The organism is Rhodococcus sp. NPDC059179, assembly GCF_042754885.1.
Lineage (GTDB): Bacteria > Actinomycetota > Actinomycetes > Mycobacteriales > Mycobacteriaceae > Rhodococcus_G.
In genome coordinates, this window is the sequence record NZ_JBHZBV010000006.1 from 220,320 (window position 1) to 240,438 (window position 20,119).

Here is a 20,119-nt window from a genome sequence, read left to right on the forward strand (position 1 = left end):
TCATGTCTCGGTGGACTCACCCTCTACCGCGAACCGGCGCCGTCGACGCGGTTCGCTGGACCAGGAACGCATTCTCGCCGCGGCCTTCGGCCTCGCCGAGGAGAGCGGTCTCGACGCGTTCACGATGCCCGAGTTGGCGGGCCGGATGGGCGTCGGAGTAACGGGGCTCTACTGGCATTTCAAGACGAAGGACGACCTGTTGCGCGCCATGAGCGGCCCGGCGCTGCAGCGACTCGACGCGCTGATGTTGTCGGTCGAGGGCGAGGATCCGGCGCAGTGGCGCGACTTCATGGGTCGGTACTTCCGACGGCTCCGGGACGTGTACACGGATCAGCCGCTGCTCACCGACATCACGCTGACCCGTCTGGCGCCGCAGAGTCACGAGGCCATGGCGACAGCGTTCGCATCCGTCGATCGCCTGATCGCTTATCTGGTCTCGGCTGGATTCACCGTGGCGGACGCGTGGTACGCCCACGCTGCAGCGGAACTGTTCACCCAGGGAACCGTCATCGCTGAACGCACGCGGACCCGATACGGCATGCCTCCGCCCGGACATGAACACATCCGTGAGTTCACCGACGTCGACCTGCCGAATCTGACCGAACTGGTGAGAACCGAGTCGGTGCACCTGGACATGACGGGCGGGCGGGGTTTCGATGTCGGACTCGACGCGATCCTGTCCGGCATCGAAACGACCCTGAATCCGTAAGCGGGACACTCCAAGCCGGGTGCGCGCCGCTGACACGGGATTGCGGCGGGGAACGTCACCGATGCGGACGCCGCGGCGGCCGGGTTTCCCTCCGGGCGGTGTACTGCTGCCGGCTCGGGGCGGCGCCCGCGTTGTTGATCAGCGCGTCCACCGGCCGCTCGCCAAGCTTGGTCGCGAACCGGTGGATGTGTTCGAAGGAGGCCAGGTCGAGGGGGACGATCTCGACGTCGGCGGCGGGGCGGCGACGCAGGATCTGCGTCCGCGCGGACTCGGCTCGGTCGGTGTTGCGGCAGGCCAGTACGACTCGCGCGCCGCTGGCCGCGACCGCGTGGGCCATGGCCAGGCCGATCCCGCCGTTGGCTCCGGTGATCACCACTGTCTTAGACATGAAGCCTCCTGGGTTCTCTCGTCCGGGGGAGGCGTCACTCCGGCCGACAAAGGGCATTCTTCGCCAGTGGCCGGCGGATGTGGAGTGGGCTGGGGCCCCGAACCGCAGCGCGGCGACCACGTGGCGTGGTCGCCGCGCCGCCGGTCAGTGCGCCGCGACGAGCCGGTCCTCGGAGGGGGCCGGTAGCAGTACGCGGGGGAGCAGGAATGCCGAGATCACCGCGCCGACCGCGAAAATCGCTGCGGCCCAACAGAAGGTCGTGGTGACGCCATGCCCAGAGACGCGACGAGCAGCCCGACCGTCATCAGCGGTCGCGGGCCGACCCGCGGCAGCAGCACCGCGGTGGAGGTGGTCGCGGAGACCACCATGCCCTCAACTCCCGACATCGGTGGTTCAAGGAGTTCGCCGACGCCGACAAACGGCTTCGGCCAGGCCAGGTCAGGGCTGCGTGGCGAGGCTGTTCCCCTGCGGGATCGAGCCGCAGTTGGTGGGTGCGGGCTTGTTCGCGAAGCGGTCGTTCAGCCACCCGAACGCCTCGGGCGCCCACGGGGCCATCGCGCCCACATGGCTGAGCCCGTCGTACTGCGTGTACTGGATCTGGGAGTTGCCGGTGGCGCAGTACTGGCGGGCGAGTTCGCGAACATCGCCTGCGATCATGACGCCGTCACCCGGACCGACATTCGGCTTGTCACCCGGGGTGCCCTCCACCACGCCGTTGGCGCCCTGCCCGATGAACATCGGGATCGTCGGGGTGGGCGCCTCGCCGAGGTTGACCTTGGCCGCGGCGGCCATGAACGGGGCGACGCTGGCGGGATCGGCGTACTCGGGCTTGACCATCTGCTGCCACGTCAGCCCGGGGTACTCGCCCAGCACGCTGGCGATACCGTCGTCCTGAATCCCGTCGAAGAGTTGTTGGCCGTAGTCGTTGAGGTATTCGGTGAAATCGATGTCGTAGGCGCGTGCGACGCCGGCGATCGCCATCACCGCCACCCCGGACCACGTGGTGCTGCCGCTGATGTAGGTCAGGTTGCGTGCAGGGTTGACCAGGACGCCTGCTTCGGCGGCGCCGACGAGGTTCCGGTTCACGTCGGGGGCGTAGTCGGGTGCGAGCGCGGCCGCCCAGTTCGTGGCGATGGCGCCTCCGGAATACCCGAACAGTCCGACGCGGGTGCCGCTGTTCAGGCCCGTCTGGTCGGAGCGGGTGGCCGCCCGAATGGAGTCCAGGGTGTTCATGCCGTACTCGGGTCCGGCGGCGAAGTTGGCGTTCTGGCCTTCGGTGTCGGCGACGATGACCGAATAGCCCTGGGCCAGAGACACGGCGAGGAACTGGGCCTCCGAGGCGTTGACCGCGCCGCCGAAGGTGACGTCGCCCGCGATCGCGCGCGACGGACTGTCCGCCGGGTTCATCGAGTCGTAGAACGACTGGTAGGCAACGGCCTTGCCCGGATCGACCCCGGTGGGCGGTTTGAGTACCGACGTGACGTTGGTGGTCGGCCGCCCTTGGGCATCGGTGGTGCGGTACACCAGCTGCACCGCGGTGACGGGAGTGGGCAGGCCGGCAACGTGATACGGCATGGTCCGGGTCTTGAGGATGGTGCCCGGCTCGACCGATGCGAGCGGAGCGCCACCGCTGTAGGTGTAGAAGGGATCGGTGTCCGCCTGCGCGGACGGAGCGAATCCTGCCGACACGGCCACCGCGATCGACAGCGCAGCCACCGCGCGCCCCGTGCGACCCACCGACCGTGTCCTGTTCGCCTGCACCTGTACGACCTCCCCTGATGTGGACGTGACAGGCGTCACGCCGAGCCGGAAGATTACCGATCGGTAACCGGCTTGGCAAGAGCGAACTTGACAGAAACCTGCCGTAGTGTCAGATTTCCATTTCGTCGAGCTCCGGTCCCTGTGAAAGCCTATGCCGCCGAGGCGAACTCGGGGATTCGACGGACTCGGTCCCGACCTCGCTTCCCCGGAATCACGGCGGTGCCATCCGCCGGTCTGCGATCACTCCGCCGACCGCTCGGGGGTGACGACCGGGCGGGCCAGGCCTCGGGCGCCGACCGCGCAGACCAGCACCGCGATCAGCAGGGCGATGCCCGCGATCCGGTCGTCGTAGGCCGGGATGTCCATGACCCCGGAACCGTAGAGCCCGCCGGCCATCTGCTCCGGGATGTGTTCACCCACGAGCTCGCGATGACGAGCGACAACGGCTTCGAACCCACCGTCGGCGCGAACCGTCGCGGCCGAGTGAAAGACCATGGACACGAACGGGATCCCCAGCCCCACCGCGGCGATGGCCGCGGTACCTGGCAGCGACGACCCGAACGCCAACCCGGCGCCGACACCGAGCACGGCCAGCCGCACCAGCAGCAACGGCCCGTCCCCGCCGAAGGTCGGCCAGATCGCGCCGACCAGCGGGATCAGCGCGACCACGCACAGCCCGGTGATCGTCGACCGCCACGTCATCGACACGCGCAGGCCTGCCGCGACCGCGACCGCGCCGACGAGCACCGCCTGCCAGTGCTCGACGTCGGGGAACGGGGCGCCGAGGTCCACCAGCACCGGCATCGCCGCCGCCGCGACACCCGTCGCGGCCAGCACGAAGCGTCCGGCGGCGGGCTCCATCGCCCGCGCGGCGAACCAGGTCAGCGCCAACACCGCCGCGATGGCGATCCCGATCACGATCCAGGTGGCCACCCGCGAGGTGTAGTCCTGCCGATCGATCCAGAACTGCAGCACCCGGTTGGCCAGTGCGATCGACGCCGCGGACGCGACCGCCAGGCGGAGCTCCCGTCCGGTGGCCTGCTGAATCCGGGTGGAGCCCTCGGCGAGTGCCGCGGCCGCGCCGGCCAGCACCAGCGTCGGGCCGAGCAGCCACCAGGACGGTTCGCCGATCGCGGACGTCGTCTGTGCGGGGAACACCAGCTCGAACGCGCGCGCGGTGAGGAAGGTGGCGAGCACGCCGAGGGCGAGCGCGAGCTGCCCTCCGCGTCGTCCCCACGCCGTGGCGACCGCCGCGCCCAGGATCACCCCCGCGGCAACGGTCTTCAGGTAGTGCAGCGCGATGAGCCCGTCGATGCCGCCGATCCCGGGAGCCGCGAGCCGCGCGCCGATCAGGGCGAGCGTCGCGGCGGCCAACGCGATCCAGGCGATCCGACGGGATCCCTTGCGCTGCAGCAGGGCGTAGGCGAGCACCGCGGCGACGACGCCCACCGCGACGCCGGTCGGCTGGCTGGACAACCAGCGCGACATCTCGCGATCGGAGGTGTAGATCGCCCAACCGCCGCCCGGCGGATTGGTCAACACGAACGCGGCGAGCGCCCCGCCGAACAGGGCGGTCAGCGCCGGGAGGATTTCGCGGGCATCGACGGGCATTTGCCGACGCTAACCGACTGCGGCCCGCCGAGGCGCCAACCGGGCGGACGGGGCGCCCGCGTGCCAGGATTCGTGACGACCGCCAACGACGCGAGGAGCGCGCATGACTTCGATCAACGACAAGGCCACCACCCTGCTGGGGCTGCATCAGCCCGGCAACCCGGTGATCCTGCCGACGGTGTGGGACGCCTGGTCGGCGAATCTGGCCGCGGGGGCCGGATTTGCGGCGCTGACCGTGGGCAGTCACCCGGTGGCCGACTCGGTCGGCAAGGCCGACAACGAGGGCATGAGCTTCGAGGAACTGCTCACCCGCGTCGCGCAGATCACCGCCGCCGTCGACCTGCCGGTCTCGGTCGACATCGAGTCCGGCTACGGGCAGACCCCCGAACGGCTGATCCAGGGCCTGATCGAGGTGGGAGCCGTCGGCCTGAACATCGAGGACACCGTGCACGGCGAGGGCGGCAGGCTGCGCGAGGCGCAGGAGCACGCCGATTTCGTCGGCGGGTTGCGCCGGGCCGCGGACGCCGCCGGGGTGCACCTCGTCATCAACGCGCGCACCGACCTGTTCATCAAGAAGGTCGGCGACGAGTCCGATCGCGTCGAGCGGGCGATCGCCCGGCTGAAGCTGGCCGCGGAGGCGGGCGCGGACTCGCTGTACCCGGTCGGCTTCCACAGCGACGAGGTGCACCAGCGACTCACGTCGGAGTTGCCGTTGCCCGTCAACGCGATCGCCGATCCGGTGCGCGGTGAGAAGGTCAGCTACGCATCCCTCGGCGTCGGCCGGGTCAGCTTCGGCCCGCTGCTGCAGGGCGCACTCGCGGTGCGCGCCAACGAACTCCTCGCACGCTGGGTGTAACGCGCCTCCGGCGCCGGTGCGCGTGTCTCACCCCCACTGGGGTAAGACACGCGCACAGTGCGTCAGTGGTGTAGGCCGCGCTCCGGGCGGCGACGAGGTCGATCAGGTCCCACTGCGCGGGCTACGCCGAGTTCAATGCCACGGCGGCGTGAATGAGCGCCGTGAACGCCTTTTCATCGATCTCGTCGCCCTGGTGGAGATCGATGCCGCGCCTGGTGTTGCCGTCGAGGCCGGTGTTGAAGAGGCCCGACGGGTCGTCCAACGAGGCTCCCTTGGCGAAGGTCACCTTGACGATCTTCTTGTATGTCTCACCGGTGCAGATCATTCCGGCGTGGTACCACACCGGAACCCCTCGCCATTTCCATTCCTCGACCACGTCGGGGTCGGCCTTCTTGATGAGAGTTCGGATCTGCGCGAGCATCTCGCCCCGCCAATCACCGAGCTCCTCGATCCTCGCATCTATCAGCTGAGACGGATTCTCCATGTTGTCAGTCGCTCTCTGCATGGTTGGTGTCGCTCGCCGGTCACTCGAGTATCCACGCCGGCCACCTCGAGTGCATCGCGACGCGCGCCGCGTCAGCGCGTGTGGGCCGCACTCTGGGCGGCGACGAGGTCGACCAGGTCCCGCTGCGTGAGGTTCACGTCGAGCATGTGCAGGCCCCAGTTCGCTGTCGGAAGTGCGGGCAGCAGCGCCGCACCCGGGCCGTCGACCATGAGCACGCGCGGACCGTCCCCGCCGGTGCACCTGGCGCGGAACCGGTCGACCTCGCGGCCCGCGATGATGCCGCGGATCGGGGCGTCCGCGTTCGCGCGCAGCGACGCCGGGTTGGTGCACAGCACCTCGTACTCGGGGCCGAACGGGAGATCCGCACGGGTGCCCGACGTCCCGGCGCTCGTGGGCGGCAGCCCGTACCGGGTGTCGGGTGGGGGCGTCCGGGAGAAGGCCGAATAGGCGACGACGCATCCCGTCTGAGCGGGGCCGGTGCAGGCGGGCACCGAGTCGAAGTCGCCGCCGACGGTCGAGCCCTTGCGGACGAGCACGTCACCGCCGATCAGCAGCGCCGAGACCAGTTGCGACTGTGCCTGTTTCCCGTCGATGCGATTGTGGATCAGCATCCGCAGCATCCGGGTGCCCTGCGAGTGCCCGATGAGCACCACCCCGCGGCCGTCGTTGTGGTTCGCGAGGTAGTCATCCCAGGCGCGTTCCACGTCGTCGTAGGCGAGGTCGAGGGCGGCGCTGCGTTCCGGCCCCGTCACGGTGAACAGTCCGCGCAGGGTGCTCTGCCGGTACACCGGAGCCCACACGTTGCAGTTCGCGCCGAACGGTTCGGCCTGCGCCCGGGCGACCTCGCGCAGCTCGGGCGAGGCGTCGAGGTTCGCGTTCGTGGCCTGATGCAGCGACGCGGTGGGATAGACATAGAAGCAGTCGATCGGCGCGCCGGCTCGGCCGCCGCACGGGTCGTCGGCCTGATCCGGCCTGCACAGCCAGGTGGTCGCCGACGGCGGGGCGGCCGACACGGCCGGAGCCGCGAGCACGACGGCGCCGACGACGGCGAGCAGGGCAGTGCACGCGCGGGCCGCACGGGTGAGTGGGCGGCGCGGGCGGTGGCTCGACATCCTCAGCGATTCTCGGCGTACGCCTTGAGGTGCGCCACCTGCTCGGGATCGAGGGAGGGGCGGACCGCCTGCCTGGCGGCGGCGACGTCGGCCGCGGTGACGTCCGCCGCGTCGACGCTGCGGCGCATCGCGGCCAGCGCCGCCTCCCGCAGCAGCGCCGCGCAGTCCGCCGCCGAGTAGCCCTCGAGATCCTCGGCGAGCGCGTCGAGGTCGACATCCGCCTCGAGCGGGATCGACTTCCCGGAGGTTTGCAGAATCTGCTTGCGCGCCTCCGCATCCGGCGGCGGCACGAACACCAGTCGCTCGATCCGGCCGGGCCGCAGCAGCGCCGGGTCGATCAGGTCCGGGCGATTGGTGGCCGCGAGCACCACCACGTCGCGCAGCGGTTCGACGCCGTCGAGTTCGGTGAGCAGCGACGCCACCACCCGGTCGGTGACGCCCGAGTCGGAGCTCTGCCCGCGGCGCGGGGCCAGGGCGTCCACCTCGTCGAGGAAGATCAGTGAGGGAGCCGAGTCGCGGGCCCGCTGGAACAGCTCGCGCACCGCCTTCTCCGAGGCACCCACCCACTTGTCCATCAGCTCGGCGCCCTTGACGGCGTGCACGCTGAGCTGGCCGGAGCTGGCGAGGGCGCGGACCACGAACGTCTTGCCGCAGCCGGGCGGGCCGTACAGCAGCACCCCCCGCGGCGGGTCCACACCAAGGCGGGCAAAGGAATCCGGGTGCTGCAGCGGCCACAGCACCGCCTCGGTGAGGGCCTGCTTGGTCTCGACCATGTCGCCGACGTCGTCGAGGGTGAGGCTGCCGATCGCCAGCTCCTCCGTCCCCGAACGCGACAGCGGGCGGATCACCTCGAGGGCGCCGATCAGGTCCTCCTGCCGCAGGTTCGGGTCCTCCCCGCTGCTGCTGGCCCTCGCGGCGGCCCGCAGCGCGGCCTCCCTGACCAGGGCGGCGAGGTCGGAGGCGACGAAACCCGGTGCCCGCCCTGCGATCTCGTCCAGCTTGAGGTCGGTGGTCGGGACCCTGCGCAGCATCAGTTCCAGCAGCGACCTGCGCAGCGCGCCGTCGGGCAGCGCCACCGTTAGTTCGCGGTCACACAGGTCCTGGCCGCGGACCCGGTCGTCGAGCGAATCGGGGTGCGCGGTGGTCGCGACGAACGCGACCCCCGGGGTGTCCACCGCGCGACGCAGCTCGTCGAGGATCAGCGTGGAGACCGGTTCCGGCTCGCCGGGCAGCAGGGCGTCGATGTCCGTGATGAGCAGCACCCCGCGCTCGTGCGGTTCCCCGGCCGCGGCGCCGGTGAGGCGGGCCACCGCGTCGGTCACCCGCTGCAACCGGGTGGCTGCGTCGAGCGCGCCGACGCCGGGGCCGTCCAGCGCGACCACGGCGCGCTCGGCCAGGACCGCCCGCGCCAGCGTCGCCTTGCCCACCCCCGCGGGCCCGGTGATGAGCACGCCGAGATGCGGCGACGCCCCAAGCGTGTGCAGCAGTTCCGGCTCGTCCAATGCCAGCTTCAGCCACTCGCCGAGTTTGGCGGCCTGGGCGCCCACGCCGACCAGGTCGGCCACCGGTACGGGCGCAGGCGAGGGGGAGGGCGAGGGCGTGGGGACCGGAGCGGTGCCGGCCCCGTCCCCGGGTCGAGCTGTCGGCGTCGTAGCGGCACCGGTGCCCCAGCTGACCGCCGAATTGGGTTGCACGCTCACCGGTCCCGCGGGTTCGACGGCCGTCACGGTGAGCAGCTCCGAGGTCCAGGCGACACCGAACGTGCGCGCCAGCGACTGCGTCGCGCCCGCGGTGCTGGTGCCGGGGCCCAGGTCGCGGGGGAGCAGCGAGACGGTGTCGCCGACGGTGAGCACCTTGCCGAGCAGCGCCTGCCGGAGCGTGGTGTCGGGGATGGACGCCGCGGCGTGGGCCGACCCGGTGACGGCGACGGACCTGGCGCCGTACACCGTCACGGGTGAGAGCACCACGCGCGCATTCTCTTTGAGCCCGGCGTTGGAGAGGGTGACGTCGTCGAGCAGCGCGGTACCGGTCGGGGTGGACTTGGGGGCCACCGCGACCACGGCGGCGGTGCGCCTGGCGCCGATCACGGCGACTCCGTCCCACTCGCGCAGCCCCAGCGCGGCCAGTGCCTCGGGGTGCAACCGCACCACCCCGCGACGCGCGTCGGCGGCGGAGGTGTTCAGCCGGGCGGTGAGCGCGAGTTCCGGAGAGTTCACGGTCGCCAGCCTAGTGCGCGGATCGGGTCACCCGGGATCGCCCGGCTTCGCGGGGATCCGTCGAGATCACACACGCATTGACGGGGTCACACACCGGTTCACGGGTGAACCGGTGTGTGCCCTCGCCAAAAGGGGTGTGCGGCCGATCGGGTGAGCGGCCGCGGGGCTGGACTACCGCGGCCGGCGCAGTCCGAGCCGGGCGGCGGAGACGCGGCTCCGGTCGCCCGCGGGGGCCCGGCGGATTGCCCGCCGCTCGGCGGGTTTGACGTCCCAGACCTCGGGGCGCGCGGCGACCCACCGCTTGGAGCGGACCGCGAACGGGATGTGCACCAGGTACGCGAAGACCAGCACGATCATCAGGACGAACGGGTAGGTGACCAGCGCGGCCGCGACCAGCGCGACGACCACCAGCAGCGCGGCGGCCATCCGCTTCGGCACGGCGAACGTCTTCATCGCCAGGGTCGGCACCCGGCTGACGATCAGCGCGGCGGACAGGATGGTCCAGGCGGCGACCCCGTAGAACGACGACCACCAGCCGTCGCCCCACTGCACGTAGGCGGCGAGGGGGGTCAACGCGATCAGCGCACCCGCGGGGGCGGGCACGCCGACGAAGAACTCGCTCGCGTAGGCAGGTGCCGTGTCGTCGTCGAGCAGGGTGTTGAAGCGGGCCAGCCGCAGCACGATGCTCACCGCGTAGACGAGGGCGATGATCCAGCCCGCACTACCGCCGTCGAGCAGCGTCACGTACAGCACCAGCGCCGGGGCGACGCCGAACGAGATGGCGTCGGACAGCGAGTCGAGCTCGGCGCCGATCTTGCTGGTGGCGTCGAGAAGTCGGGCGATGCGGCCGTCCAGCGAGTCCAGCACCGCGGCCGCGCCGATCATCGCGAGCGCGATGCCGAGCTTGCCGTCGAGGGCGAACTTCACCGCCGACAGGCCGCCGCACAGCGCGAGTATCGTGATGGTGCTCGGCAGCAGGAACAGTCCGGACGCGGCCGTCCGTCTGGCCGTCACAGCCGCGGCGACGGTGCGCTTGGGCGTGTTCACGGCAGCTGCGCGAGGACGGTTTCGGCGCCGACGGCGCGCTGGCCCCGCTCCACCATCAGGGTGGTGCCCTGGGGGAAGTAGGTGTCCACCCGGGATCCGAACCGGATCAGGCCGTAGGTGTCGCCGATCGGCAGCCGGTCGCCGACCTTGGCGTCGCACACGATCCGGCGGGCCAGCAGCCCGGCGATCTGCACCACCGCGACCTCGTGACCTGCCTCGGTGCGCAGCAGCATCGAATTGCGTTCGTTGGCGTCGCTGGCCTCGGCGAGGTCGGCGGAGAGGAACTTGCCCGGCTTGTGGACCACGGCGAGCACCTCGCCCGCGACGGGGCTGCGCTGCACGTGCACGTCCAACACGGACAGGAAGATGCTCACCCGGGGGACCGGGGCGTCGCCCATGTTCAGCTCGGCGGGCGGGACTGCGGTGTCGACGAGGGCGACCTCGCCGTCGGCGGGGGCGACCACGACATTCGCGCGGTTCGGCGGGACCCGGTGCGGGTGCCGGAAGAAGGCGGCGCTGGCGCCTGCGGCCGCCAGGCCGGCGCGGCGCACCCACGGGCGCTTGCGCCCGAGCACCGCGACCGCCAGCGGGGCAAGGACGAACGGCAGCCCGGCCGGATGCAGCGGCGGAACGGTGTTGCGGACCAGTTCTGCGACGTGCGCGATTCCGGTGGTTTGCGGGGTGCCAATCGGGATGGGGCGGCGGGCCACGGGCTCCTCTTACTGTTTCGTCTTGCTATCCGGCGAAAACGTGCGCCCACAGGCTAGCCGAGACGGCCCGGTGAGGGGACCCGGCCGCCGCTGAGCTGGGCGAACGTCGGGCCTGGTCGGTTCACCCGGCCTGCGTGAGCCGTTCCCGCAGCCTGGCGATGCCGCCGCGGATGGTCGCGCCGTAGCCGTCGTCCGCCAGCGACCCGATGCGCGCCTCCGCGCGCTCCAGGTGGACTCGTGCCGCGTCGGCGTCGCCCAGCTTGGCGTAGTCGGCGGCGAGGTTCAGGTGCAGCGACGGATAGAAGCCGGCCACCTGCAGCGACGAGTGGTGCTGCTTGGCGCGCTCGTCGGTGAGCGTGTCGGCCGCCGCCAGCGCGCGCAGGTCCCACTCGAGCTCGTCCGCCGGATCGTCCTGGACGTCGGCCATGTAGTGGGCGAGCGTCACGGCGTGCAGCGGATCCCCGTCGGGCCCGACCTGCTCCCACAACGTCGCGAACGCCGCCCTGGCTCCCGCCTTGTCGCCCCCGTTCGCCAAGTCCTGCGCGGCCATGATGCCGGTCATGGTCGGGTCCGCTTCGCTCATCGTCTGCCCTTCGTCGGATCGGAACCCGACCGTAGGCGGGGCCACCGACAGCGAGCGGTCAGCGGATCCCGTCGCGGCGCAGCGCCACCGAGACCGCCGCCGCCCTGGTGTCCACCCCGAGCTTGGCGTAGATGTGCGCGAGGTGCGTCTTGACGGTGGCCTCGCTGATGAACAGCCGCTTGCCGAGTTCCTTGTTGGTCAGGCCCTCGGCGAGGAGGGTGAGCAGTTCGGCCTCGCGCGCGGTGAGCGCCTCGTCGGGCCGCCGCATCTGATGCAGCAGCCGCGACGCCACCGGCGGCGACAGCACGCTCTGGCCCGCGACCGCGCCGCGGATGGCGGCGAAGATCTCCTGCGGCGCCGAGTCCTTGAGCAGGTAGCCGATGGCGCCCGCGTCGATGGCCCTGACCACGTCGGCGTCGGTGTCGTAGGTGGTGAACACCAGCACCGGCAGCGTGGGGCGGGCCGCGCGGATCCGGCGGATTGCCTCGACGCCATCGATGCCCGCGCCAAGCGCGAGGTCCATCATGACAAGCCGCGGCCCCACCGTCTCGGCCATGTCCACGGCCTGCTCGCCGGAATCGGCCTCGCCGATCACCTCCAGGTCGGGCTGCGAGTCCAGCAGGGCGCGCAGACCGGCCCGGACCACCAGATGGTCGTCCACCAGCATCACGGTGATCGCGCTCATGCCGCGCCCCCGGAGGGGATCTGGGCGGCGACGACGGTGCCCTCGCCGGGGGAGCTCTCCACGGTGAGCGTGCCGCCGAGCGCCTCAGCCCGTTGCCGCATCGCGCGCAGGCCGAACCCGCCCGCGGGGGAATGGTCGCCGACGGCATCGGCCGCGAAGCCGCGCCCGTCGTCGAACACGTCGAGCGCGACGGCGCCGGGCAGATAGGTCAGGGTCACCCCCAGAGTCTGCGCGTCCGCGTGCCGCGACACATTCGAGACCGCGCTCTGGGTGATCCGCAGCAGTGCGTGTCCGACCTCCGCCGGCAGCGGGACCTGGGTCCCGATCACCCGCAGTTGCGCTGACGGGAAATGGCCGCGCGCGGCGCTGAGCAGGGCCGCGTCCAGGGCCTGCGTCTCGAGGTTCGGGGAGGCGAGGTAGTGCACCAGGTTCCTGGTCTCGGCGAGGTTCTCGCGCAGCGACGCGGTCGCGGTCCGCACCTCCCGCCGCGCGGGCGAGCGCGGCTGGTCCCAGGCCAGGTCCGCGGCCTCCAGGTGCAGCAGGGCGCTGGTCAGGCCCTGGGTGACGGTGTCGTGGATCTCGCGAGCAAGACGTTCGCGTTCGGACAGCACGCCCGCCGCGCGTTCGGTCTCGGCCAGCCGCGACTTCGCCTCGGCGACCTGCTCGAGCAGCCGAACGCGTTCCCGGCTGTCCCGTTCGATCTGGCTGTACGCGATCACGACGAGGGCGCCGGTGCAGATCGGGCCGATCAGCACGGCCCACTCGGTGCGGCCGCTGAAGTTGAAGAAGGCGATGCTGGTGATCACGGCGAGCGCCGCGACGATCAGGTACGCCGTCCGGTTCGAGAACGCGCGGGTGCAGAGGAAGAACATCGGGAACGCGCACCACGCGAAGCTCGGTGCCAGCCACACGAGCACCGCCCAGGTGGTCAGCACCGGCCACACCCAGGGCTGCCATGCGGCGGCCCGGCGGGACAGGGCCACGGTCACGGCGTAGAGCGCGGCCAGCGCGACGATCAGGGCCGCGACGATGACGAACCGGCCGCTGACGCCGTGATAGGTCAGGTAGCGGGCGGTCGAGGTCGCCAGCAGTACATAGAACGAGACGTGGATCGCGACGTCGATCGGTCCGCGGAAGTCCCGGTCGCGGGGGACCTGGTCGTCGCGGCGGCGAGCGGTGTCGGGACTGGGCATCGGCCCGATCTTACGGAGCGGGCGACGTCGCCGGATCGGCCATTCGGATGATCTCGGCGCCCCCGGACGGGTGACGGGGAGGCAGACGTGCGCCCGATGCGGGTGGGTGGGGCGAGCGGCGAGGCTGGAATCCGTCAGCCCGGACCGTGCGTGATCGGTACCCCGATCGGGGTGCAGAGCGCGCACATGCGGTCACGCCACAACAGAAAGGCCCCCAGATGAACCTCTCCCGCCGACTGCCCAAGGCCCTTGCCGTCGCCGTCCCGCTTGCGGCGATCCTCGCCACCGCGGCGTGCGGCAGCGGCATCGACGAGACGGCGGCGTCGGCCACCCCGGTCGCCACCACCGCCGCCGCCGTGGCCCCGACTGCCGGCGATCAGGCCGCCAAGGGCACGGCCACCGCGAACCGGTTGACGGTCGCGGCCGCGGGCAGGGCCGCGGAGGCCGCGCTCGCGAAGTGCCAGGCCGATGGCCTCGGCTTCGTCACCGTGTCGGTGGTCGACCGCAACGGCAACGTGCAGGCGATGCTGCGCGGTGACAACGCGGCCCAGCACACGGTCGAGGCGGCGCGCCAGAAGGGTTACACGGCAGCGGCTTTCGGAGCCAATACCAGCGACCTGGCCGGCCGTGCGAAGGGTGACGGCGCCACCGTCGCGGATCTCGACGGCACCCTGTTCCTGCCCGGCGGCGTCTCGGTGAAGGTCGGCAACGCATCCATCGCGGGCATCGGTGTCGGCGGGGCACCGGACGGCATGGCCGATCAGGCCTGCGCCGCAGCCGGTCTCGACGCCATCGCGCAGTCGCTGCAGTAGGCATGAGCTCTGTGATGAGGCGCGCGTCGGCCGCCGTCGTCCTCGTCGCCGCGGTGGCCGCCTGCGCCGCATGCGGCGGGCAGGACCCGGCGGTCGGTGCCCCGCCGCCGACGGTGCCCGCGTCCGCGCCGTCGGCGTCCGCAGCTGCGCCGTCGTCCGACGTCCCGCTCGTCTCGACCCCGGAACTCGAGCGGGCGCTGTTCGCGGCCGTCCGGGCCGACGATGCCGCCGCCGTGCGCGCCGCGCTGGCCCGCGGCGCGGCCATCGAGGCCCGCGGCGACGGCGGGCAGACGCCGCTGGTGGCCGCGGCGAAGTCGAACTCGGTGCACGCGGCGCGGTTGCTCGTCGAGGCGGGGGCCGACGTGAACGCCAAGGACGCCATCGAGGACTCGGCGTTCCTGTACGCGGGCGCGGAGGGATACGACGAGATCCTGGCGTTGACGCTGGCGCACGGCGCGGAGGTGATCGCCACCAACCGGTACGGCGGCACCGCGCTGATCCCGGCGTCCGAGCACGGGCACACCTCGACGGTGCGGACACTGATCCGGGCGGGCGTGCCGGTCAATCATGTCAACGAACCGGGCTGGACCGCGCTGCAGGAGGCGATCGTCTACGGCGACGGGTCGGCTCGCTACCTCGACGTGATCGCGCAACTCCTCGAGGCGGGCGCCGACCCCGCGATCGAGGACTCGAACGGTCGGACCGCCCTGGACAACGCGAAACGCCGCGACCAACACGAGGTCGCGGCGCTGCTGAGGGGAGAACGCTGAGGGTCAGGCCCTGGCGGCCGCCTTCGACTCCGCGGCCGACTTGATCCGGGCGAGGCCGGTGTTCATGCCCTTGACCATGTCGACCTCGAAGTCCGCGGTGCCGCCCATGAACTTGTCGACCAGGAACGACGAGAGCTTGGTGGTGCCGGTCGGCGCCTCGCGACGCTCGGTGAGGCGAGTGCCGGTGGCGGTGGCCTCGAGCGAGTAGGTCCAGATGGTGTGGTTCTCGGCGACCCGCCACGCGATCGCCTTGTTCGGCTCGAAGCGGACCACCTTCGAGGTGGTCGGCCAGACCAGCAGGCCCTTCTTGTTCAGGTTGAACGTCTTGGTGCCGTGCGTGACCTCACCGAAGACGTGCATCCGGCGGCACTGCGGGCTCCACTCGCCCATTCGCTTGAGGTCAGAGACCACGGCCCACACCGCGGCGGGGGGTGCGTCGATCTCGATGCTCGCTTCGAGGGTGTTCGTCACTGGGTCTTCTCCGGTTCTTAGAGGGTGGAGCGTGTTAGTGATACGCACCGTTACGGGTATTTTGCCGGATCGTGGGCGTTCGTCAAGGCCTCGGCGTCAAGGCCTCGGAGTCACGGGCGGGGCGTCAGCCGGAGCACGACGTCGTCGCGCCCGTTGTCGGTGGTGACGAGCAGCGAACCGTCCGGCTGTCCGCTGACCGTGCGGATCCGACCGTACTGCCCGTCGAGCAGCGAGGCCTGCCGCTCCACCCCGAGCCCGTCCGGCGTGAGTCCCAGCAGCAGAACCTTCTCGCCCTGCTGCGTCCCGACCGCGAGCGCGCCCGACCAGTCGCCCCAGCCGGGGCCGAGGAGAAACGATCCGCTGGCGGTGGCGAGGGTGGTCATGCCCGAGCTCCACACCGCGTCGAGAGCGCCGGGAACGCGGTCGTGGTCGGTCATCGGCACCGCCTCGATGTACCGGTCGGGCTCGAGGTCGGGGCGCCAACCGTAGTTGCCCGCGGGCACGAGCCGGTTCACCTCGTCGTCGCGGTGGGTCCCCTGTTCCACCGAGTACAGCTGTCCGCTGCCCGGCCGGAAGCTGAGCCCCTGCACGTTGCGGTGCCCGAGGGTGTAGACGGGACTGGTCGGGTCGGGGTTCCCTGCCGCGGGGGATCCGTCGGCGTTGATGTGCAGCACCTTGCCGCCCAGCGAGCCGAGGTCCTGCGGGACCGTGGGCAGCTTGGCGTCGCCGGTACCGACGAACAGGGTGCCGTCCGGCGCCGGGAGGATCCGGCAGCCGGCGTGCCGCCCGCCCGCGCTGGGCAGGCCGGACAGCACCACGGAAGTCCTGGTCAGTGAGGTCCAGGACTCGTCAACCGTCCAGGACAGCAATCGGACGTCGGTCGTGTCGTCGTCTCGGTGTCCCTGGCAGGTGAACAGCCTGCGGGTGCTCGCGAACGCCGGATCGAGCGCGATTCCCATCAGTCCGGTCTCCCCGGAGACGTAGAGGTCGGACAGATCGGCGGTCGGCTCGGTGACCGAGGCGTCGGGTCGTCGCGCGACGAAACCGCCGCCGCGCTGTCCGGTGAGGATGGTGCCGTCCGGCGCGACCGCGACATCCCACGGCTTGTTCAGCCCGGTCAGGAGTTCGGTCACCTCGACCGCCGGTGGGGCGGCCGCGACGGGGCCGGTCGCGACGGGGCCGGTCGCGACGGTGGTGGTCCGCTCGGCGCCGGTGGGGGCGGGGGTGTCGGTGGTGGTCGCGCAGCCGGCGATGAGCAGGGCGAGGGCCAGTGCGGCGGATCGTTCGCGCACAGACCACCTCCGACTCGGCGGGTTCAGGGGCTGGTTCCAGGGTATCGCCGCGACGAACCCGGCGGGGCGGGGGAGAAGCCCTCGACAGGGGGTGGATATCGCTGTAATGCCGGGTGGATGATGGACGATGAGAAGGGTATCCACGCAACGAAAGAATCAAGCCAGCCACCGGAGTGATCCGTCGTGAAGATCCCAGTCGTTCTCCATCACGCGCGACATGAGTCCGTCCCGATCCTCGAGTCGGCCCGGATGAAGGGTCGCCCGAAGTCCTGGCCGAGCGAGAAGCTCGAGCGTTTGCTGACCCAGGGCGAGATCGAGGCCATCCACCGCGGGCGGTTCTGACCGCCCGCCGCCCCGCCGCTGAAGCGTGCGGGGATCTTCTACCGGCAAGTTGTTCTATTGGAGCTAGAACAATAGAATGAACTCGTGCTGATCCGGATCGACCAGACCGCGGCGGGGCCGCTCTATGAACAGGTCGCCGCGAGCGTGCGTAGGGCCATCGCCGATGGAACCGCGGCTCCCGGTGAGCGGCTCCCGGTGGCCCGCGACCTGGCGGCCTCGCTCGACCTCAACGTCCACACCGTGCTGCGGGGCTACCAAATGCTGCGCGACGAGGGCCTGATCGAGCTGCGGCGCGGCCGCGGCGCGGTGGTGACGGCCGACGCGACCACGCGCGGGCGGCTGCAGGAGGCGATCCGGGACCTCGTCGCGGAGGCGAGGCGGCACGGGATCGGCGCGGGGGAACTCGCGGACCTGGTGAAGAAGGAGATGACATGACCAGCTCGACGTCGACGCCACTGGTGTCCTGGCCGCGCGCCCTGGCGGGTGCGCTGACGCCCCCTCTGGTGGCGGCCGCCGCCGCTGCCGCGGTGATCGGTGCCTGGGCCGACCGGCTGCCGAATCCCGTCGCCGTGCATTTCGGCCCCGGTATGGATGCCGACGGGTTCGCCTCGCTCGATGCCGTGCGGTGGGCGTCGCTGTCCGGTGTCGCGGTCGCCCTGGTGCTGTGCCTGCTCCAGTTGGCGCTCACCCGGGACCGGCGCGGGGCCCGGGTCGGTGCGGCGGTCAGCGCGGGCACCGGCGCCGCGATCGCCACGGTGCCGATCGCGATGCTCGCCCCGCAGCGCGGGCTCGCGGATGCGTCGACGGCGTCGCTCGACGGCTGGTGGCTGCTGCTCGTGGCGGGAATCGGCCTGGTCGGCGCGGCCATCGCATTCGCGTTGCTGCCTGCTCCCGGTCCCTCCGTCGCGCAGGCCGCGCCGCCCGCCGACGCGCCCCGGATTCCGCTGGGAGACAGCGAGCGGGTGGTCTGGTCGGGTTCGGCGGCCATGCCGTGGTGGATCGCGGTCGCGGTCGCATTGGCGCCGATCGTGATCACCGTGGTGATCATCTCCGCGTCCAGTAGTTCCGCGGTGATGGTGTTGGGCGTGATCGTCAGCACCGTGGTCGGCGGCGCGCTGATGGCCCTCGCGCTGTCCCCGGTTCGGGTCGTGGTCGACGACCGCGGAGTGCAGACGAGATCTCCGCTGACCGGAACCCGCAGGCGCATCCCGCTCGTCGAGGTCGCGGAGGCGGATGTCGTGAAGATCGGACTGCTCAACAGGTTCGGCGGCTTCGGCTATCGCGTCGGCCCCGGCGGCGTCGGGCTCATCGTCCGGCCGGGGCCCGCGTTGCGCGTCACCCGCGGCGACGGCTCCCGGTTCACCGTCACCGTGGACGGCGCCGAGCAGGCCGCGGCGGTACTCAATGCCCTCGCCGCCAGGGAGCGCGCGCGACGCTGAGCTTCGGTGGGCCGCGGCGGAGCCGTCGGACTCGGAAAGACACGTGGCGCGATCGACCTATCGTTACGGTCCCGATCGAATAGTGTTCCGCTGAGGAACAAGCACTATCTGGCGGGGGCGGGATGGGTGTAATCGACGATCGGCGGATTCGGGAGCCGTCGTTGCTCGATGCGATAGTTCCGCTGGCAGCGCTTGCCGTGCTCATCGGCGGGTCGCTGGCCCTGTTCGGTCTCGATGCGTTGGATGGTCCGCTGCAGGCCGCGATGGTCGTATGCGCGATGATCGCCGCGCTGATCGCGCTGAAGAACGGGCACAGCTGGGTCGAAGTGCAGGAGGCCGGGCAGGCGGCACTGTCGTCGATCACTTCGGCGATGTTCATCCTGCTCGCGGTCGGTGCGCTGATCGGTACGTGGAACATGTCGGGCACCATCCCGACTCTTGTCTATTACGGCATCCAGGTCCTGTCGCCGTCCTGGTATTACCTTGCGGCGGCGCTGATCTGCGGCGTCATCGCCATGAGCATCGGGAGTTCGTGGACCACCGCGGGCACCATCGGCGTCGGCCTGGTCGGCATCGCCGTGATGCTCGGGGTGTCGCCCGCCATCACGGCAGGCGCGGTGATCTCAGGCGCCTACCTCGGCGACAAGCTGTCCCCCCTGTCGGAGACCACCATCCTGACCGCGCAGATGGTCGAGGTGGACACCTACGAGCACATCAAACGGCAGGCGTGGACATCGGTGCCTGCGTTCGTGATCGCGTGCGTCGGGTTCTTCGTGTTGGGACTGTTCGGCCCGGAGGCCAACGACACCGTCGCGACCGCGAGTGAACTCACCGCTCTCGGGGACATTTACAACATCAGCGCGTGGAACCTGCTTCCGCTGCTGCTGCTCGTCGTGCTGTCTGTCCGCAAGGTTCCAGCGTCGATGGCGCTGATCCTCTCGGCGCTGTTCGCTGGACTACTCTCCGCATTCACCCAGCCCGCCGTGACCCAAGAGTTCTCGGGCGCAACCAATACCGTCGAGTCGACGATCCGTGGCACGTGGATGGCCGTCGCGAACGGATTCACCATCGACTCCGGTGTCGCCGACGTCGACAGCCTGCTCAGCCGGGGCGGAATGGACAGCATGCTGCCCACCCTGTGGCTGATCATCGCTGCGGTCACCTTCGGCACAATCCTCGAGCGCTTCGGACTCATCGCGCGGCTGATCGATCCACTGCTCTTCCGTGCGCGGACGACCGGGCGGCTGTACGTGACGGTGTTCGGGTGCGGGCTGGGACTGAACATGGTTGCAGGCGATCAGTACATTGCGCTGGTTCTGCCCGCCCGGATCTTCCGGGCCGAATTCGCCGAGCGCGGCCTGGCGCCGACCAACCTGTCCAGGCTGGCCGCCGACAGCGGCACCGTCACCTCGCCGCTGGTGCCGTGGAATTCGTGCGGCGCGTTCATGGGTGCGGCCCTTGGTGTGTCCACGATCCTGTACCTGCCGTACGCGCTGTTCAACATCATCAGCCCGCTGCTGAGCGTGGCGTACGGGATCACCGGGTTCAAGGTCGAGAAGATCGCCCCGCCCGAGAGCCGACAGGCCGGCGACGCCAACGAAATTGGGGAGTAGTGGT

Annotated in this window: 21 protein-coding genes; 8 read left to right on the plus strand and 13 right to left on the minus strand. The window is 70.9% G+C overall.

Annotation, left to right across the window (positions count from 1 at the left end; all coding sequences use genetic code 11):
* Positions 1-10: 10 nt before the first annotated feature.
* The gene (locus ACFXMV_RS15060; RefSeq protein ID WP_378503618.1) at positions 11-709 is read left to right on the plus strand and encodes a TetR/AcrR family transcriptional regulator; all 699 of its coding nucleotides are present in this window, start codon (positions 11-13) and stop codon (positions 707-709) included.
* 55 nt (positions 710-764) lie between these two features.
* On the opposite strand, the gene ACFXMV_RS15065 is transcribed toward ACFXMV_RS15060, so the two are convergent.
* The 3 genes from ACFXMV_RS15065 to ACFXMV_RS15075 form a co-directional block, all read right to left on the minus strand.
* Entirely contained in the window at positions 765-1,097 is a 333-nt protein-coding gene (locus ACFXMV_RS15065) for an SDR family NAD(P)-dependent oxidoreductase (protein WP_378502224.1), read from the minus strand.
* 438 nt (positions 1,098-1,535) lie between these two features.
* Positions 1,536-2,834: a lipase family protein gene (locus tag ACFXMV_RS15070; RefSeq protein WP_378501555.1), complete on the minus strand. Its 1,299-nt coding sequence runs from the start codon at positions 2,832-2,834 to the stop codon at positions 1,536-1,538.
* A 264-nt stretch (positions 2,835-3,098) separates the two neighbouring features.
* A complete protein-coding gene (locus ACFXMV_RS15075) occupies positions 3,099-4,469 on the minus strand; it encodes a hypothetical protein (RefSeq protein WP_378501556.1) in 1,371 nt (456 codons plus the stop codon).
* A gap of 103 nt (positions 4,470-4,572) precedes the next feature.
* Here ACFXMV_RS15075 and ACFXMV_RS15080 point away from each other — a divergent pair, with 103 nt between their 5' ends.
* Positions 4,573-5,325, plus strand: a complete 753-nt coding sequence (locus tag ACFXMV_RS15080) for an isocitrate lyase/phosphoenolpyruvate mutase family protein (protein ID WP_378501557.1) — start codon at positions 4,573-4,575, stop codon at positions 5,323-5,325.
* A 121-nt stretch (positions 5,326-5,446) separates the two neighbouring features.
* Here ACFXMV_RS15080 and ACFXMV_RS15085 read toward each other — a convergent pair whose 3' ends face one another.
* From ACFXMV_RS15085 to ACFXMV_RS15120, 8 genes are all read right to left on the minus strand, one after another.
* Complete coding sequence (locus ACFXMV_RS15085) at positions 5,447-5,830, minus strand: DUF1801 domain-containing protein (protein ID WP_378502408.1); 384 nt, start codon at positions 5,828-5,830, stop codon at positions 5,447-5,449.
* A gap of 71 nt (positions 5,831-5,901) precedes the next feature.
* On the minus strand, positions 5,902-6,942 hold the full coding sequence (locus ACFXMV_RS15090; RefSeq protein ID WP_378503619.1) for a DUF3089 domain-containing protein: 1,041 nt from the start codon (positions 6,940-6,942) through the stop codon (positions 5,902-5,904).
* A 2-nt stretch (positions 6,943-6,944) separates the two neighbouring features.
* Complete coding sequence (locus ACFXMV_RS15095) at positions 6,945-9,158, minus strand: AAA family ATPase (RefSeq protein WP_378502165.1); 2,214 nt, start codon at positions 9,156-9,158, stop codon at positions 6,945-6,947.
* 171 nt (positions 9,159-9,329) lie between these two features.
* Positions 9,330-10,142 carry a CDP-alcohol phosphatidyltransferase family protein gene (locus ACFXMV_RS15100; protein WP_378500640.1) on the minus strand — a complete coding sequence of 271 codons (813 nt, stop codon included), beginning with the start codon at positions 10,140-10,142 and terminating at the stop codon, positions 9,330-9,332.
* Between the two features lie 59 nt (positions 10,143-10,201).
* Positions 10,202-10,915: a phosphatidylserine decarboxylase gene (locus ACFXMV_RS15105; protein WP_378500632.1), complete on the minus strand. Its 714-nt coding sequence runs from the start codon at positions 10,913-10,915 to the stop codon at positions 10,202-10,204.
* A gap of 121 nt (positions 10,916-11,036) precedes the next feature.
* Positions 11,037-11,498: a hypothetical protein gene (locus ACFXMV_RS15110; RefSeq protein WP_378500633.1), complete on the minus strand. Its 462-nt coding sequence runs from the start codon at positions 11,496-11,498 to the stop codon at positions 11,037-11,039.
* Between the two features lie 58 nt (positions 11,499-11,556).
* Complete coding sequence (locus ACFXMV_RS15115) at positions 11,557-12,183, minus strand: response regulator (RefSeq protein ID WP_378500634.1); 627 nt, start codon at positions 12,181-12,183, stop codon at positions 11,557-11,559.
* The gene (locus ACFXMV_RS15120; RefSeq protein WP_378500635.1) at positions 12,180-13,376 is read right to left on the minus strand and encodes a sensor histidine kinase; all 1,197 of its coding nucleotides are present in this window, start codon (positions 13,374-13,376) and stop codon (positions 12,180-12,182) included. The genes ACFXMV_RS15115 and ACFXMV_RS15120 overlap by 4 nt, the downstream gene beginning before the upstream one ends.
* 218 nt (positions 13,377-13,594) lie before the next feature.
* On the opposite strand from ACFXMV_RS15120, the gene ACFXMV_RS15125 reads away from it, so the two are divergent.
* Complete coding sequence (locus tag ACFXMV_RS15125; protein ID WP_378500636.1) at positions 13,595-14,188, plus strand: heme-binding protein; 594 nt, start codon at positions 13,595-13,597, stop codon at positions 14,186-14,188.
* A gap of 2 nt (positions 14,189-14,190) precedes the next feature.
* Positions 14,191-14,958, plus strand: a complete 768-nt coding sequence (locus tag ACFXMV_RS15130) for an ankyrin repeat domain-containing protein (protein ID WP_378500637.1) — start codon at positions 14,191-14,193, stop codon at positions 14,956-14,958.
* A 3-nt stretch (positions 14,959-14,961) separates the two neighbouring features.
* Here the strand turns inward: ACFXMV_RS15130 and ACFXMV_RS15135 are convergent, their stop codons facing one another.
* On the minus strand, positions 14,962-15,429 hold the full coding sequence (locus tag ACFXMV_RS15135; protein ID WP_378500638.1) for an SRPBCC family protein: 468 nt from the start codon (positions 15,427-15,429) through the stop codon (positions 14,962-14,964).
* A 110-nt stretch (positions 15,430-15,539) separates the two neighbouring features.
* The gene (locus tag ACFXMV_RS15140; RefSeq protein WP_378503620.1) at positions 15,540-16,721 is read right to left on the minus strand and encodes a PQQ-dependent sugar dehydrogenase; all 1,182 of its coding nucleotides are present in this window, start codon (positions 16,719-16,721) and stop codon (positions 15,540-15,542) included.
* A gap of 183 nt (positions 16,722-16,904) precedes the next feature.
* Between ACFXMV_RS15140 and ACFXMV_RS15145 the strand changes: the two genes are divergently transcribed.
* From ACFXMV_RS15145 to nhaC, 4 genes are all read left to right on the plus strand, one after another.
* Positions 16,905-17,063 (plus strand): hypothetical protein, encoded by a 159-nt coding sequence (locus ACFXMV_RS15145; RefSeq protein ID WP_378502553.1) that lies wholly within the window; start codon positions 16,905-16,907, stop codon positions 17,061-17,063.
* 84 nt (positions 17,064-17,147) lie between these two features.
* Entirely contained in the window at positions 17,148-17,498 is a 351-nt protein-coding gene (locus ACFXMV_RS15150; protein WP_378503621.1) for a GntR family transcriptional regulator, read from the plus strand.
* Positions 17,495-18,502: a DUF1648 domain-containing protein gene (locus tag ACFXMV_RS15155; protein ID WP_378503622.1), complete on the plus strand. Its 1,008-nt coding sequence runs from the start codon at positions 17,495-17,497 to the stop codon at positions 18,500-18,502. The genes ACFXMV_RS15150 and ACFXMV_RS15155 overlap by 4 nt, the downstream gene beginning before the upstream one ends.
* A gap of 122 nt (positions 18,503-18,624) precedes the next feature.
* Positions 18,625-20,115 carry a Na+/H+ antiporter NhaC gene (gene nhaC / locus ACFXMV_RS15160; RefSeq protein WP_378499963.1) on the plus strand — a complete coding sequence of 497 codons (1,491 nt, stop codon included), beginning with the start codon at positions 18,625-18,627 and terminating at the stop codon, positions 20,113-20,115.
* Positions 20,116-20,119: the final 4 nt, after the last annotated feature.

Excerpts from the sequence above, each read along its gene's own strand:
- ACFXMV_RS15065 (WP_378502224.1), bottom strand. The coding sequence starts at position 1,097 with ATGTCTAAGACAGTGGTGATCACCGGAGCCAACGGCGGGATCGGCCTG.
- ACFXMV_RS15075 (WP_378501556.1), bottom strand. The coding sequence starts at position 4,469 with ATGCCCGTCGATGCCCGCGAAATCCTCCCGGCGCTGACCGCCCTGTTC.
- ACFXMV_RS15080 (WP_378501557.1), top strand. The coding sequence starts at position 4,573 with ATGACTTCGATCAACGACAAGGCCACCACCCTGCTGGGGCTGCATCAG.
- ACFXMV_RS15085 (WP_378502408.1), bottom strand. The coding sequence starts at position 5,830 with ATGCAGAGAGCGACTGACAACATGGAGAATCCGTCTCAGCTGATAGAT.
- ACFXMV_RS15090 (WP_378503619.1), bottom strand. The coding sequence starts at position 6,942 with ATGTCGAGCCACCGCCCGCGCCGCCCACTCACCCGTGCGGCCCGCGCG.
- ACFXMV_RS15110 (WP_378500633.1), bottom strand. The coding sequence starts at position 11,498 with ATGAGCGAAGCGGACCCGACCATGACCGGCATCATGGCCGCGCAGGAC.
- ACFXMV_RS15115 (WP_378500634.1), bottom strand. The coding sequence starts at position 12,183 with ATGAGCGCGATCACCGTGATGCTGGTGGACGACCATCTGGTGGTCCGG.
- ACFXMV_RS15120 (WP_378500635.1), bottom strand. The coding sequence starts at position 13,376 with ATGCCCAGTCCCGACACCGCTCGCCGCCGCGACGACCAGGTCCCCCGC.
- ACFXMV_RS15125 (WP_378500636.1), top strand. The coding sequence starts at position 13,595 with ATGAACCTCTCCCGCCGACTGCCCAAGGCCCTTGCCGTCGCCGTCCCG.
- ACFXMV_RS15130 (WP_378500637.1), top strand. The coding sequence starts at position 14,191 with ATGAGCTCTGTGATGAGGCGCGCGTCGGCCGCCGTCGTCCTCGTCGCC.
- ACFXMV_RS15155 (WP_378503622.1), top strand. The coding sequence starts at position 17,495 with ATGACCAGCTCGACGTCGACGCCACTGGTGTCCTGGCCGCGCGCCCTG.
- nhaC (WP_378499963.1), top strand. The coding sequence starts at position 18,625 with ATGGGTGTAATCGACGATCGGCGGATTCGGGAGCCGTCGTTGCTCGAT.